The sequence below is a fragment of the Alitabrizicola rongguiensis genome (assembly GCF_021491355.1).
In the GTDB taxonomy this organism is placed as follows: domain Bacteria; phylum Pseudomonadota; class Alphaproteobacteria; order Rhodobacterales; family Rhodobacteraceae; genus Aliitabrizicola; species Aliitabrizicola rongguiensis.
Map to the genome: position 1 here is coordinate 164,892 of NZ_JAKENF010000004.1, position 14,373 is coordinate 179,264.

At 63.7% G+C, this 14,373-nt stretch carries 16 protein-coding genes; 8 read left to right on the forward strand and 8 right to left on the reverse strand.

The features are described 5' to 3' along the window. Window positions 1-33: 33 nt before the first annotated feature. The 7 genes from L0V05_RS16930 to L0V05_RS16960 all read left to right on the forward strand — a co-directional run bounded on the left by L0V05_RS16930 (window position 34) and on the right by L0V05_RS16960 (window position 6,220). Window positions 34-1,032, forward strand: coding sequence for a TraB/GumN family protein (locus L0V05_RS16930; protein WP_234872569.1), 999 nt, complete (start codon window positions 34-36; stop codon window positions 1,030-1,032). A 122-nt stretch (window positions 1,033-1,154) separates the two neighbouring features. Next, window positions 1,155-2,072, forward strand: coding sequence for a manganese-dependent inorganic pyrophosphatase (locus tag L0V05_RS16935; RefSeq protein ID WP_234872571.1), 918 nt, complete (start codon window positions 1,155-1,157; stop codon window positions 2,070-2,072). Window positions 2,073-2,253: 181 nt separating this feature from the next. After that, entirely contained in the window at window positions 2,254-3,144 is an 891-nt protein-coding gene (locus tag L0V05_RS16940) for a TIGR01459 family HAD-type hydrolase (protein ID WP_234872573.1), read from the forward strand. A 149-nt stretch (window positions 3,145-3,293) separates the two neighbouring features. Continuing rightward, window positions 3,294-3,737, forward strand: coding sequence for a MaoC family dehydratase (locus tag L0V05_RS16945; RefSeq protein ID WP_234872927.1), 444 nt, complete (start codon window positions 3,294-3,296; stop codon window positions 3,735-3,737). A gap of 35 nt (window positions 3,738-3,772) precedes the next feature. Next, window positions 3,773-4,699, forward strand: a complete 927-nt coding sequence (locus L0V05_RS16950) for a bifunctional riboflavin kinase/FAD synthetase (protein ID WP_234872575.1) — start codon at window positions 3,773-3,775, stop codon at window positions 4,697-4,699. Window positions 4,700-4,736: 37 nt separating this feature from the next. Further along, entirely contained in the window at window positions 4,737-5,195 is a 459-nt protein-coding gene (locus L0V05_RS16955; protein WP_234872577.1) for a YcgN family cysteine cluster protein, read from the forward strand. Beyond that, the gene (locus L0V05_RS16960; protein WP_234872579.1) at window positions 5,195-6,220 is read left to right on the forward strand and encodes a threonine aldolase family protein; all 1,026 of its coding nucleotides are present in this window, start codon (window positions 5,195-5,197) and stop codon (window positions 6,218-6,220) included. Before L0V05_RS16955 ends, L0V05_RS16960 begins: the two co-directional genes overlap by 1 nt. On the opposite strand, the gene L0V05_RS16965 is transcribed toward L0V05_RS16960, so the two are convergent. Next, window positions 6,217-6,813 carry a 2-hydroxychromene-2-carboxylate isomerase gene (locus L0V05_RS16965; RefSeq protein ID WP_234872581.1) on the reverse strand — a complete coding sequence of 199 codons (597 nt, stop codon included), beginning with the start codon at window positions 6,811-6,813 and terminating at the stop codon, window positions 6,217-6,219. The two genes, L0V05_RS16960 and L0V05_RS16965, sit on opposite strands and share 4 nt — an antisense overlap. 126 nt (window positions 6,814-6,939) lie before the next feature. Between L0V05_RS16965 and L0V05_RS16970 the strand changes: the two genes are divergently transcribed. Continuing rightward, entirely contained in the window at window positions 6,940-7,956 is a 1,017-nt protein-coding gene (locus L0V05_RS16970; protein ID WP_234872583.1) for a ribose-phosphate pyrophosphokinase, read from the forward strand. A 36-nt stretch (window positions 7,957-7,992) separates the two neighbouring features. On the opposite strand, the gene L0V05_RS16975 is transcribed toward L0V05_RS16970, so the two are convergent. From L0V05_RS16975 to L0V05_RS17005, 7 genes are all read right to left on the reverse strand, one after another. Beyond that, on the reverse strand, window positions 7,993-8,343 hold the full coding sequence (locus L0V05_RS16975) for an H-type lectin domain-containing protein (RefSeq protein WP_234872585.1): 351 nt from the start codon (window positions 8,341-8,343) through the stop codon (window positions 7,993-7,995). Between the two features lie 116 nt (window positions 8,344-8,459). Next, window positions 8,460-8,858 (reverse strand): F0F1 ATP synthase subunit epsilon, encoded by a 399-nt coding sequence (locus L0V05_RS16980; protein WP_234872587.1) that lies wholly within the window; start codon window positions 8,856-8,858, stop codon window positions 8,460-8,462. A 9-nt stretch (window positions 8,859-8,867) separates the two neighbouring features. Then, the gene (gene atpD, locus L0V05_RS16985; RefSeq protein WP_234872589.1) at window positions 8,868-10,298 is read right to left on the reverse strand and encodes a F0F1 ATP synthase subunit beta; all 1,431 of its coding nucleotides are present in this window, start codon (window positions 10,296-10,298) and stop codon (window positions 8,868-8,870) included. A gap of 18 nt (window positions 10,299-10,316) precedes the next feature. Beyond that, the gene (locus L0V05_RS16990) at window positions 10,317-11,192 is read right to left on the reverse strand and encodes a F0F1 ATP synthase subunit gamma (RefSeq protein WP_234872591.1); all 876 of its coding nucleotides are present in this window, start codon (window positions 11,190-11,192) and stop codon (window positions 10,317-10,319) included. 22 nt (window positions 11,193-11,214) lie between these two features. Continuing rightward, on the reverse strand, window positions 11,215-12,753 hold the full coding sequence (gene atpA / locus L0V05_RS16995) for a F0F1 ATP synthase subunit alpha (RefSeq protein ID WP_234872593.1): 1,539 nt from the start codon (window positions 12,751-12,753) through the stop codon (window positions 11,215-11,217). After that, window positions 12,753-13,313: a F0F1 ATP synthase subunit delta gene (locus tag L0V05_RS17000; protein ID WP_234872595.1), complete on the reverse strand. Its 561-nt coding sequence runs from the start codon at window positions 13,311-13,313 to the stop codon at window positions 12,753-12,755. The genes atpA and L0V05_RS17000 overlap by 1 nt, the downstream gene beginning before the upstream one ends. A 249-nt stretch (window positions 13,314-13,562) precedes the next feature. Continuing rightward, window positions 13,563-14,345 (reverse strand): class I SAM-dependent methyltransferase, encoded by a 783-nt coding sequence (locus L0V05_RS17005; RefSeq protein ID WP_234872597.1) that lies wholly within the window; start codon window positions 14,343-14,345, stop codon window positions 13,563-13,565. Window positions 14,346-14,373 lie beyond the last annotated feature (28 nt).

The following is a 14,373-nucleotide window of genomic DNA, read 5'->3' on the forward strand; positions in this document are numbered from 1 at the left end:
TGCGACCTTCGCCTTGCTCACAAGGAAATGGTCATGCGCCTTCTCATTGCCGGACTTCTCGCCCTGCTGCCCCTTTCGCCTGCCTTCGCGGCCTGCAACGGGCAGGACCAGCTCGCTGCCCTGCCACCTGCGACGCAGGCGGAGCTTCAGTCCGCCGCCGACGCTGCCCCGTTTGCACGGGGGAATTACTGGCGCGCCACCCGCGGGGACGAGGTCGTCACGCTTCTTGGCACCGTCCATATCGACGATCCGCGGCTTGATGCAGTGGTGGCTGCGGCTCTGCCTGATCTCAAGACCTCGACAGTGCTGCTGGTCGAGGCAGGGCCGGAAGAGCAGGCGAAGCTGCAGAAGGCGCTGGCGAGCGATCCGTCGCTGATGTTCATCACCGAAGGCCCGACCTTGGCCGAACGCCTGCCCGGGGCCGACTGGCAGACGCTGAAGGCGGCCTTCGCGGCACGCGGGGTGCCCGCCTTTCTTGGCGCCAAGATGCAGCCGGCCTACGTCTCTCTGGTCCTGTCTATACCACCCTGCGCAACGGAGATGATGCAGGGCAACGGAAACGGTCTTGACCAGAGGCTCATCGGCCGGGCCCAAGCGCAGGACATTCCCATCCGCGCGCTCGAGCCCTTCGACACTGTCTTCAAGCTGATCCGCGCCATGCCGAGCGACGACCAGATCGAGATGCTGGAGATGTCGATCGCCCTTGAAGATCAGGCGGCCGACAGCTTTGCCACTCTACTGCAGGCCTATTTTGCCGAGAACGCCCGACTGATGTGGGAATTCTCACTCTGGCAGTCGGCGCAGACGCCGGGGATGACACCTGAACGGGCCCGCGCCGAGGCCCAGCAGATGGACGAGATGCTTATGTCAGGCCGGAATCGCGCATGGATTCCGGTCATCGAGGCCGCCGCCAAGGAAGGGGCCGTCTTCGCAGCCTTTGGCGCCCTGCATCTGGCTGGCCCCGAAGGCGTTCTGGCGCTTCTGCAGCAGCAGGGCTTTGCGATCGAGCGACTGCCGTTCCCCTCCCCTTAGCCGTCAGGCCAGTCCTAGCTGCGGCGCAGCACCACACGCAGCGCAGGGCGGCGCGGCGTGACAACCCGGCCGCCCGACACTATAAGGCGCGCGGAAAACTCCCCTTTTGCGAAGGCATACCCATGATCAAGGTTTTCGGCCACAAATCCCCCGACACCGATTCCACCGGCTCGCCCATCATCTGGGCCTGGTACCTGACCGAGGTGAAGGGCACCCCGGCCAAGCCCGTGCTCCTTGGCGAGCCGAACACCGAGGCCGCCTTCGTGCTGAAGCGGTGGGATCTGGCCAAGCCCGAGATCATCGCCGACGTCGGCGCGGGGGAAGAGGTGGTGATCGTCGATACCAACAACCCGGCCGAACTGCCCGCCTCGATCAATGACGCCAACATCCTTGGTATCGTCGATCACCACATGCTGGTTGGCGGCATCAAGACCAAGACCCCGATCGACATCACCATCCGCCCGCTCGCCTGCACCGCGACGATCATGCACGACCTGATCGGTGCCGACCTTGCCAAGGCGCCGAAGGCGATCAAGGGCGCAATGCTGTCCTGCATCCTGTCCGACACGCTGGAATTCCGGTCGCCAACCACGACTTCGCATGACAAGGCGGTGGCTGAAAAGCTGGCGGCGGACCTCGGCATATCGATCCCCGACTATGCGGCCGAGCTTTTCGCCGCCAAGTCGGACGTATCGCGCTTCTCGGATGCCGAACTGCTGCGCATGGACTCCAAGGAATACGAACTCGGCGGCAAGCAGCTCCGTGTCTCGGTCCTTGAGACCACCGCCCCCAAGGTGCTTCTCGACCGCAAGGCGAGCTTGATGAAATCGATGGATGGCGTGGCCAAGGAAGACGGCGCCGATCAGGTGCTGCTGTTCATCATCGACATCCTGAAGGAAGAGGCGACGCTCCTCGTGCCGAACGACTTCGTCAAGACGGTGGCCGAGGCGTCTTTCGGCGCGAAGGTCTCGGGCGACACGGTGGTTCTGCCCGGCATCATGAGCCGCAAGAAGCAGATCCTGCCGATGCTCAAGGTCTGACCGCGACGCCAAGACTGCTCGCAAAGTCTTGGCAATATCCTTCAAGGGATCTTGCGGCCCGTCACAGGCTCCGCCGGACGGGCCGCAGGCAACCGGATTACACCTGTCTTTGCGGGCCTACGCCTGCCCCACGGAATCCGAACGGGTTCCAGCCTCCCTTCTAGCAGCGAAAGGCCCTCGCATGACCCGGCTGATCTCCCATCTCGACGAAATCTCCGATGGCTACGGCGTGCTGCTCTGCGATCTCTGGGGCTGCCTGCATGACGGCAAGCACCCCTTCCCCGAGGCTGTCACAGCCCTGCGGGGCTTCCGGGCCCGTGGTGGGAAGGTGATCCTCCTCACCAATGCGCCGCGCCCGAAACCTAGCGTCGCCAAACAGTTGGACCGGATGGGCGTCCCGCGGGACATCTGGGACGACATCGTCAGCTCGGGCGATGCCGCGCAATACGGCCTCGTCACCGGCGCGGTCGGTCGCAAGGTCGCGCATATCGGCGCCGAGAAGGACAAGCCCTTCTTCACCGATTTCAGCGAAGATCTCGCCCGTCTGGCGGCAACCGAACCACCCTTCTCCATCGTTCCGCTCGAGGAAGCCGAAGGCATCGTCTGCACCGGCCTCACCGACGACCTGACCGAAACGCCCGAGGATTATCGCGGGCAGTTGCTTTACGGAAAGACCAAGGGTCTGAAGATGCTTTGCGCCAATCCAGACATCATCGTCGATTACGGCGACAAGCGGTTGTTCTGCGCCGGCGCGCTCGCACAGCTCTACGAGCAGATGGGGGGGACGGCGCTCTATTTCGGCAAACCGCATCCGCCGATCTATGATCTGGCCCGCCGCCGTGTCGCCGAACTTGGGGGAGAGGGCGATCCGCTCTACCTCGCCGTGGGCGACGGCATCGCGACCGACGTCCAGGGCGCACAGGGCGAAGGGATCGATGTGGTCTTCGTCACCGGCGGGATCGCCGTCGATCAATTCGGACCGGATTCACTCAATCCCGACAAAGGCTTGCTTGAAGACTGGCTTGCCAGCCACCAGATGTCGCCCACCTATTCGATCTCGCGTCTCCGGTAGGAGGCAGGCTAGCCATAGCCTTGCGCCGAGCCGGGAGGGTAACAATCTTTCGATCTGTTGCTACAATGCGGTTTAATCTTGCGCGTAGCAATTGCGCTGCGGCGCAGCATCGAGTAAACTCCCTCGTCATGACCGAGAGGATTCGCGAGATGCTCGACAACCTGCCCCGCGGCACGATCTGCATTGAAGACATCGAGATCGGGATGACCCGCCACCTGCGCAAGACGGTGACGGACCGCGATATCCAGCTCTTTGCCGAGGTCTCTACCGATCGCAATCCGGTACATCTGGACGACGACTATGCCCGAGACACGATCTTCGAGGGCCGGATCGCCCATGGCATGCTGACGGCCGGCCTGATCTCGGCGGTGATCGGCGAACAGCTTCCCGGCCATGGGACCGTCTATCTGGGCCAGAGCCTGAAATTCATGGCGCCCGTTCGCCCCGGCGACACCGTTCTGGCCGAAGTCACGGTGACGGCCATCGACCATAGCAGGCGCCGTGTCACCCTTGAAACCCGCTGCTCGGTCGGCAATACCGTGGTGCTGAAGGGCGAGGCGCTGGTTCTTGCGCCCAGCAACAAGTTCGACTGACGGCGGCTGGCCCGCCCGATCCGGCGCGGGGACGAATGAAGGTTCACCATCACTGGCAGGGGCTTGACGCTTCGGATCGGGGCGCGTCCATCGCAATGGGCAATTTCGACGGCGTCCATCTTGGCCACAAGGCGGTGATTGACCTTGCCCGCCGGCCCAACGAGCCGCTTGGAGTCGTGACATTCGAACCCCATCCTCGGCAGTTCTTCGCAGCCGAGTCGCCGCCCTTCCGCCTGATGAACCCCGAGACGCGCGCGAACCGTCTTGCCAAGCTTGGCGTCCAAGAGCTTTACGAGCTGCCCTTCGACAGGAACCTTGCGGCGCTGACGCCCGAGGAGTTCGCCCGCATCATCCTGGCAGACGGCCTCGGCGTGTCGCATGTTGTGGTCGGCGCCGATTTCCGCTTCGGCAAGGCGCGAGCCGGATCTGCGGAGACGCTCCAGTCACTGGGGCGGGACCTCGGCTTCAACGTGACCGTCGCCGAGCTGGTCCAGGCCGGCGGTACGTCGATCTCCTCAACCGCGATCCGCACTGCCCTGTCGGAGGGGCGCACGCGTGACGCCGCCAACATGCTCGGCCATTGGCACCGGATCGACGGCGAGGTGTTGCACGGCATGAAACGGGGCCGCGAGCTCGGCTATCCGACCGCCAACATGTCGGTCGAAGGGCTGCACTTGCCCCGGCCCGGGGTTTATGCCGTGAAGGTTGATGTCATGACCGGGCCACAGATCGGCAGCTACATGGGCGCGGCGAATATCGGCGTCCGGCCGATGTTCGGAGAGAACCGGCCAAACCTTGAAACCTACCTGATTGATTTCAAGGGCGATCTCTATGGCCAGCACCTGTCTATCGCGCTGGTCGACTACCTTCGTCCCGAGCGAAAGTTCGACGGCCTGCCGGCCCTGATCGAACAGATGGATCAAGACGTCGATCAGGCGCGCGCGATTCTTACCTCGCTCTGACCTTCCCTTTTCCGCCGCCCCGGTGCAGGGTCCGCCCATGGCTGCGAAACCCCTTCGTCCCCGCTTCTGGGAAACCGTCCCCCTTCGCAAGATGACCCCCGAGGAATGGGAGGCGCTCTGCGACGGCTGCGGCAAATGCTGCCTGAACAAGCTCGAGGACGAAGACACAGGTGAGGTCGCCTTCACCCGTATCGCCTGCCGTCTGCTCGATGGCGAGACCTGCCGCTGCAGCCAATATGCCATCCGCCGGCAGTTCGTCCCGGAATGCGTGCAACTCAACACCGAGACATTGCCGAAGATTGCCTACTGGCTGCCCCGAACCTGTGCTTATCGGCTGCTGCACGAGGGGCGAAAGCTCTACCCCTGGCACCCGCTCATCACCGGCGATCCGAACTCCGTTCACGAGGCCGGCGCCTCGGTGCGCGGCTGGACGATCCCGGAATTCGAGGTGCCGGAGGAAGAGTGGGAAGATTACCTGATCGAGGAGACCCCCTGATGTTCTTCGCCTCGGACAACACCTCTGGCGCCGCGCCCGAGGTCATGGCGGCGCTGTCCCGCGCAAATGAGGGCTACGCCAAGTCCTATGGTGCCGATGCCATCATGGAGCGCGTCACGGAACGCATCCGCGAGATTTTCGAGGCGCCAGAAGCGGCGGTCTATCTGGTCGCCACCGGCACAGTTGCGAACTCGCTGGCGCTGTCGGTCTATTGCCCGCCCTGGGGTGCGGTTTTCTGCCATCGCAACGCACATATCGCCGAGGACGAATGCGGCGCTCCGGAGTTCTATAGCGGCGGTGCAAAGCTGGTCCTGGTCGAGGGCGCCCATGGCAAGATGACGCCGGACACGCTTGCCTCGGCCCTGTCGCGCATCGGTGAAAGCGGCGTGCATGGCGTGCAACGGGCGATCCTTTCGATCACCAATGTCACCGAGGCCGGCACCGTCTACACCCCCGCCGAGGTTGCCGCGCTGACGGCACTGGCCCGCGCAAAGGGTTTGCCAAGCCACATGGACGGCGCCCGTTTCGCCAATGCGATCGTTGCAACGGGCGCAACCCCGGCAGAGATGACCTGGAAGGCGGGGATCGACGTCCTGTCCTTCGGCGGAACGAAGAACGGCTGCATGGGCGTCGAGGCAGTGGTGCTGTTCGATCCGGCGAAAGCCTGGGAATTCGAACTGCGCCGCAAGAGGGGCGGGCATCTCTTTTCCAAGCACCGCTTCCTTTCGGCACAGATGGAGGCCTATCTGGAGGGCGACCTCTGGCTGCGGCTGGCTGCGCAATCGAACCGCATGGGGGCGCGTCTGTCGCAGGGGATCGCCGCCCTGCCGGGCAGCGGTCTTATCCACCCCGCCCAGGCCAACATGATGTTCGCCTGGTTTCCGAAAGCCGGTCACGACCGTGCAAAAGCCGCAGGTGCCGCCTATTATGACTGGGTGGCCCCGCCCGATGGGGCTGCGCGTCTCGTCTGCTCCTGGTCGACGACCGAAGAGGACACCGACCGCTTCGTGAAGCTCATCAGCTAGAGCTTGCCCTGCAGATGCAGGTCCAGGTCGTCGAGCCGGTCCTGGCCCCAGAATTTCTCTTCGCCGACGATGTAGAACGGCACGCCGAAGACACCCCGCGCGATGGCCTCTTCCAGATTGGCAACATAAGTCTCGGCCGCAGACAGCATGTAGAGATCGGCAATCCTTGGGTCGTATCCGTTTGACGCGAGCACGTCGGCGATAACCTCGGCATCGGCGATATCCTTGTTCTCGGCCCACAGCGCGCGCCCAAACCCGTGGATAAGCCCTGCCACATCGCCACCTCCGTCCCTGATGGCCGCGATCACGGCATAGGAGGACGGCGCGGGGTTCACCGGAAAGAAAAGCGGCTGCAGGTTCAGCTTCAGTCCTGTCTTCACCGACCAGCGGCGCAACTCCTGCAGACGATAGGCCTTCCGGCTGTCGTGGCGATCCTTGAGGATTTGTCCACCGGTGCGCGGGAACAGGGCGGAAGGGTCGACGGGCTTGTAGGCCAAGGTCGCGCCGTTCCGGGCGGCAATCTCTTCGACACGCCGTCCGGCGAGATACACATAGGGAGACACTGTGGAGATATAGCAATCGATCTGTGTCATTGCGTCATTCCCCCAAAGGCATGGTTTCCAAGGACCCTAGCCGGGTGATAAGCGGATGCCAACGTCACGAATCCGTTGCATGACCCTGCTGCGGGGTCAGCTGCGGCGGCTGCCAAGGATATGCCCATGCCCGCCATCACCGAGCCGAAACTGATTTCCGGCAATGCCAATCTCACGTTGGCCAAGTCGATCGCCCGCCGCATGTCGATGCATCGCGGCATGTCGGTCAGCCTCGTCGATGCGCGGGTCGAGCGCTTCAACGACCAGGAGATCTTCGTCGAAGTCTACGAGAACGTCCGCGGCGAGGACATGTTCATCATCCAGCCGACCTCGAACCCGGCGAATGATAACCTTATGGAATTGCTGATCATCACCGATGCGCTGCGCCGCTCCTCGGCCGGCCGCATCACGGCGGTGATCCCCTATTTCGGCTATGCAAGGCAGGACCGCCGCGCCAAGGCACGCACCCCGATCAGTGCCAAGCTGGTGGCCAACCTGATTGCCCAGGCGGGGGTGGAACGCGTGCTGACGCTTGACCTGCACGCGGCACAGATCCAGGGCTTCTTCGACATGCCGGTGGACAACCTCTATGCCTCGCCGGTCTTCGCGCTCGACATCGAGCATCATTTCAAAGGCAAGATGGGCGACCTCATGGTCGTCTCCCCCGACGTGGGCGGCGTGGCTCGCGCACGGGAGCTCGCCAAGCGGATCAATGCTCCGCTTTCGATCGTGGACAAGCGTCGCGAGAAGGCGGGCGAGGTTGCGGAAATGACCGTCATCGGCAGTGTCGAGGGCAAGACCTGCATCATCGTCGATGACATCTGTGACACCGCCGGAACGCTCTGCAAGGCCGCCGAGGTTCTGATCGAGAATGGGGCCAAGGAAGTCCACAGCTATATCACCCACGGCGTGCTTTCTGGACCGGCGGTCGAACGCATCACCAAGTCGGTGATGAAAAGCCTCGTCATCACCGACTCGATCGAACAGGGCGAGAAGGTCAAGGCGGCGCCGAACATCCGCATCGTGCCGACCGCCCCGATCTTCGCGCAGGCGATCCTGAACATCTGGAACGGCACCTCGGTGTCGTCGTTGTTCGAGACGGACACGCTGGTGCCGATCTACGAGGGCATGTATTCGCGCTGATCCGTAGGTTGCGTGCTCGCACGCACCTGCTCTACCTCAGTCTACATCCCAGTCGTCGTCATCCCGCAGCGAGCCAATCGCCATCCAGTCGGCTCGGATGCGGGCTACGCGTGTATCGCCCCAGGTGCGGAAAACCAGCTGAAAGCCCGACTTGGTGATTTTCTCAGCCGAGATGTCTGCACGGGTGTTGGTCTTCTGGTCGAGATCCCACATCGAGATCGACACCATGACCGAGGGCGACTCGCGGAACGGCTCCCTGAAGGTGATCTTGTGTCGGCTTTCGCGCGGGCCGCTGCCCGTCCACATCGGGCCACCATCGGCAAAGTCCGAAAACAGGACCTGCGATCCCTGGTCGATCCCGATGCGCGAACTGGAAAACCGTTTCATGCATGCACCTTCATACCGGCAGACTATCTGCGGCAAACTTGGCGGCAATTGGTCTTTTTGACAGCAAAAGGCCCCGCCGCGATGGCGGGGCCTTCCCAAGGAGTTACGGCTTGGCCTTAGTGACCGGCAGCGGTCTTCAGCGCCAGCATGTCGTTGACAAGCTTCTCGGCATCATCGCGGCCATCGGCCAGCGCCACCTTGGCAAGCTCGCGCGCCTCGTCGATCAGGTCGTCGAGCAGCGTGCCAGACAGTTCCTCGACCGGGGTCGCCCGCTCGGCCAGTACCGTCACGGTCGAACCGGTGATCTCGGCAAAGCCGCCGGTCACGGCGAAAGCGCGAACGCCTTCGCTCGTCAACGCCCGCAGGATGCCGGGCCGCAGGGTGGCGATGGTGGGCTCATGGCCTTCCATCGCCGTCATGTCGCCCGCCGCCGCGGGAATCGAGACCTCGGTCGCCGTGACGGAAGCAAGCTTGCGCTCCGGCGAGACGAGGTCGAAGTGCAGCGTGTTGGCCATGATGCCCCCTTAGGCCGCCGCCGCAGCCAGACGCTGCGCCTTGGCCACCACTTCTTCAATGTCGCCGACCATGTAGAAGGCGGCTTCCGGCAGGTGGTCATACTCGCCATTCACCACGGCCTTGAAGGACGCAATGGTCTTGTCGAGCGGAACCTGCACGCCATCCGAGCCGGTGAACACCTTCGCCACGTCGAAGGGCTGAGACAGGAAGCGCTGGATCTTCCGGGCGCGGGCCACGGTCAGCTTGTCCTCTTCCGACAGTTCGTCCATCCCGAGGATGGCGATGATGTCCTGAAGCGACTTGTAGCGCTGAAGGATGGTCTGCACCTGGCGGGCGACATTGTAGTGCTCTTCACCCACGATCGCCGGGTCCATCAGGCGCGAGGTCGAGTCGAGCGGGTCAACGGCCGGATAGATGCCGAGTTCCGAGATCGCACGCGACAGAACGGTGGTGGCGTCGAGGTGGGCGAACGAGGTCGCCGGCGCCGGGTCGGTCAGGTCGTCGGCCGGAACGTAGATGGCCTGAACCGAGGTGATCGAGCCGTTCTTGGTCGAGGTGATGCGTTCCTGCAGCGCGCCCATGTCGGTGGCCAGCGTCGGCTGGTAACCCACGGCGGACGGGATGCGGCCCAGAAGCGCCGACACTTCCGAACCCGCTTGCGTGAAGCGGAAGATGTTGTCGACGAAGAACAGAACGTCGGTCCCGGACTGGTCGCGGAACTGCTCGGCCACGGTCAGACCGGTCAGCGCCACGCGGGCACGGGCCCCCGGGGGTTCGTTCATCTGGCCGTAGACAAGCGCCACTTTCGACTTCTCGAGGTCGTCGATGTTGATGACGCCCGACTCGATGAATTCGTGGTAGAGGTCGTTCCCCTCACGGGTCCGCTCACCCACGCCGGCGAACACGGAATAACCCGAGTGCACCTTGGCGATGTTGTTGATGAGTTCCTGGATGAGAACGGTCTTGCCCACGCCAGCGCCGCCGAACAGGCCGATCTTGCCGCCCTTGGCATAGGGGGCGAGCAGGTCAATGACCTTGATGCCGGTCACCAGCACCACCGCTTCGGTCGACTGCGAAGCGAAGTCGGGTGCCGACTGGTGGATGGCGCGGCGGGCTTCGGTCTTGAGCGGGCCCTTTTCGTCGATCGGGTCACCGATCACGTTCATGATCCGCCCAAGCGTCGCATCTCCCACCGGGACCGAGATCGGAATGCCCGTGTCGGTCACTTCCGCGCCGCGGACCAGACCTTCGGTCGCGTCCATCGCGATGGTGCGCACGGTGTTCTCACCCAGATGCTGGGCAACTTCCAGCACCAAGCGCTTGCCGTTGTTGTCGGTTTCAAGAGCGTTGAGGATCGCCGGCAGCGTCCCCTCGAAGTGGACGTCCACAACGGCGCCGATGACCTGCGTCACCTTGCCCTGTGATTTCGCTTTCGCCATGTCGTTGTCTCCGGTTCCTCAGAGCGCCTCGGCGCCTGCAATGATCTCGATGAGTTCGGTGGTGATCGCGGCCTGGCGCGACCGGTTGTACTGGATGGTGAGCTTGTTGATCATGTCGCCCGCGTTGCGGGTGGCGTTGTCCATCGCGCTCATCCGGGCGCCCTGTTCCGACGCGCCGTTCTCCAGCAGGGCCGTAAAGACCTGAGTCGCCACATTGCGTGGCAACAGGTCCGCAAGGATCGCCTCCTCGCTCGGCTCGTAGTCATACAGCGTCGAGGTCGACTCGGCCGCAGCAGAGTCGAACTGGGCAGGGATGATCTGCTGTGCCGTCGGGATCTGGCTGATCACGGACTGGAAGCGGTTGAAGAACAGCGTCGCGACGTCAAACTCGCCCGCGTTGAAGCGCGCCAGGATATCCGACGCGATCGATTGCGCGTTGGAGTAGCCGACACGGCGCACCTCGGTCAGGTCGACATGGCCCACGAACAGGGTGCCGAAATCGCGGCGCAACTGTTCGCGGCCCTTCTTGCCGACCGTCAGGATCTTGACCGTCTTGCCATGCGCAAGCAGGTCATTTGCCCGCGCCCGCGCCAGGCGGACGATGGTCGAGTTGAATCCGCCGCAAAGCCCGCGCTCCGAGGTCATGACGACCAGCAGATGGACCTTGTCCGACCCCGTGCCGGCCAGAAGGCGCGGCGCGCCTTCATTGCCGGCCGCGGCAGCGGACAGACCCGCCATCACGGCGTTCATCCGATCGGCATAGGGCCGGGCGGCCTCGGCAGCCTCTTGAGCACGACGAAGTTTCGCCGCGGCGACCATCTGCATCGCCTTGGTGATCTTCCGCGTGTTCTTGACGCTGGCGATCCGGTTTTTGAGTGCCTTAAGGCTGGGCATTTACCTGCTCCCCAATCGGCGCTCAGGCAAAGTCTTTGGTGAACACGTCCAGCGTCTCGCGGATCTTCTTTTCAAGATCGCCCGCGACCTTGCGGTCGTTGTTCGTGATGTCGTCCAGCAGGTCCTTGTGCTTGCTGCGCAGGAACTTCAGCAGTTCCGTCTCGTAGCGGACCACGTCCTTCACCGCGACCTTGTCGAGAGAGCCGTTGGTGCCGGCGAAGATGACGCAGACGATTTCCGCGTTGGTCAGCGGCGCGTACTGCGGTTGCTTCATCAACTCGGTCAGGCGCGCACCACGGTTCAGCAGCTGCTGGGTCGCGGCGTCGAGGTCGGAGCCGAACTGCGCGAAGGCCGCCATTTCGCGGTACTGCGCCAGTTCGAGCTTCACCTTGCCGGCCACCGATTTCATCGCCGAGGTCTGGGCGGCCGAACCTACGCGGCTGACCGACAGACCGGTGTTCACGGCCGGGCGGATGCCCTGGAAGAACAGGTCGGATTCAAGGAAGATCTGGCCGTCGGTGATCGAGATCACGTTGGTCGGGATGTAAGCCGAGATGTCGCCGGCCTGGGTTTCGATGATCGGCAGAGCGGTCAGCGAGCCCGACCCGAAGTCGGCGTTCAGCTTGGCCGAACGCTCCAGAAGGCGCGAGTGCAGATAGAACACGTCGCCCGGATACGCTTCACGCCCCGGCGGACGGCGCAGAAGCAGCGACATCTGGCGGTAGGCGACGGCCTGCTTCGAGAGGTCATCGTAGATGATCAGGGCGTGACGGCCGTTGTCGCGGAAGTATTCCGCCATCGCGGTCGCCGAGTAAGGGGCGAGGAACTGCATCGGCGCCGGGTCCGACGCGGTCGCGGCCACGACGGTCGTGTAGGCCATCGCACCGGTTTCCTCGAGCTTCTTCACCAGCTGCGCCACGGTCGAGCGCTTTTGGCCGACGGCGACGTAGATGCAGTAGAGCTTCTTCGATTCGTCCGAACCGGCAGCGTCATTATAGACCTTCTGGTTCAGGATGGTGTCGAGCGCCACGGCGGTCTTGCCGGTCTGGCGGTCGCCGATGATGAGTTCGCGCTGGCCACGGCCGATCGGCGTCATGGCGTCGATCGACTTCAGTCCGGTCGCCATCGGCTCATGCACCGATTTCCGCGGAATGATGCCCGGGGCCTTCACGTCGGCCACGCGGCGTTCGGCGGCCGCGATCGGACCCTTGCCGTCGATCGGGTTGCCAAGCGCGTCGACGACGCGGCCGAGCAGGGCGTCACCGGCGGGCACGTCCACGATGGACTTGGTGCGCTTGACGGTGTCGCCTTCCTTGATGTCACGGTCCGAGCCGAAGATAACGATACCGACGTTGTCGACTTCGAGGTTCAGCGCCATCCCGCGGATACCGCCGGGGAATTCGACCATCTCGCCGGCCTGAACCTTGTCAAGGCCATAGACACGGGCAATACCGTCACCGACCGACAGCACGCGACCCACTTCGGAAACTTCGGCATCCTGCCCGAAGTTCTTGATCTGCTCCTTGAGGATCGCAGAGATCTCAGCAGCTTGGATACCCATTATCCGACCTCTTTCATTGCATTCTGGAGTGCCGAGAGCTTCGCACGGATCGACGTATCGATCATCGTGGAGCCCAGTTTCACGACGAGACCGCCGATGAGGGATTCATCGACGGTGGTTTTCAGTTTCACGGTCTTGCCGGTGCGCGCCTTGAGGGTCGCAGCGAGCTTCGTCGCCTGATCCTTCGACAGCGCGGTGGCCGAGGTGATTTCCGCAGTGACCTCGCCCTTGTCGGCGGCGATCATGTCCTGCAGCGAGGTGATGAGCTGTGGCAGGACGAACAGACGGCGCTTGCCGGCCATCAGGCCGAGGGTGTTCGCGGTCAGCGCCGAAAGACCCATCTTCTTTGCGACAGCCTCGATCGCCTTGAGCTGGTCTTCGCGCGAAAAGATCGGAGAGCTGATAACGTCCCGCAAGTCCGCGCTCTGGTGCAGAGCGGCTGCGAGCGCATCGATATCGGATTCCAGCGCCTTCAGCGCGCCCGATTCCTTGGCCAGATCAAAGACCGCCGAAGCGTACCGGGCGGCAATTCCTGTGGAAATGGAAGCTGGTTCCGACACGATCACCCCTTCATGTCAGCCACCTGCTCTGCGCTGAGCGTCACATTAGACCGTGACAGCCCGGGGCGCATACAGGAAGCATGCGTCTCAATTTGGGAGGCCGTGTAGCAGAGGCGCTTTCATGCTGCAACCACGAAGGTCACGCAATTGCGAGCCGTTCGTCGCAGGGCCGTCGCAGCCTGCACGCCCAGTCCCTACGACCTCTGACCGCCCCGTTCCGGACGATCTGCAAACGTCGCGGAACCCGCTTCAGGCGCGCGCGGGATTCGGGCGTGCGCTCTGTGTCGATACCGGGGCCGGCACCTGGGCGGGAAGCCCTTCCAGGACGCGCAGCGGGCGCCGGACAACCTCGCGCAGGCCGGGGCGGCTCGGCGCATAGGTCTGCTTCGAGGCCTCGACCACCAGCACCCCCCCGGCCAACCACGGCAGGACGTGGCGCCCGGTTCCGTCCCAGAAATCCGCCGTGCGGAGCCAGAAGCGCTTGTTGGACGGCGGGGCGAAAAGACTTGCCTGGCTGCGCTCGGGCGTGAAGGCGTGCCGCTTCAACTGGCTTTCCAGTTGCGACAGCGAATAGGGGTGGCCAAAGCCAAAGGGCGTGCCGTCCCTGCGCGCCCAGAGTCCCGAGCGGTTTGGCACGATGAACAACGCCCTGCCGCCCGGCCCCAGAACACGCGAGCACTCCTCGAGCAGTGTCGAGGGATGCTCGGACGTCTCCAGCCCGTGCACGACAAGGAGCCGATCCACCATGCCTGTGGGAATCGGCCAGCTCGTTTCCTCGCACAGGACCGATACGTTCGGCATACCCGCAGGCCAGGGCATAACCCCCTGCTGGGCCGGCATTAGCCCGATCACCCGTCGCGCGCTGTCGAGGAACGGACGCAGGAAAGGAACGGCGAAGCCGAATCCCACAACCGTCTGACCGCGGGCATCGGGCCATATCTTTGTGACGGTGTCGCGGATGGAGCGCTGCGCCACCCGCCCCAACTGGGTGCGGTAATAGAAATTGCGCAGATCGACCACGTCGAGATGCATTGCGGCTTCGGCTTTCCAAGGCGACAGT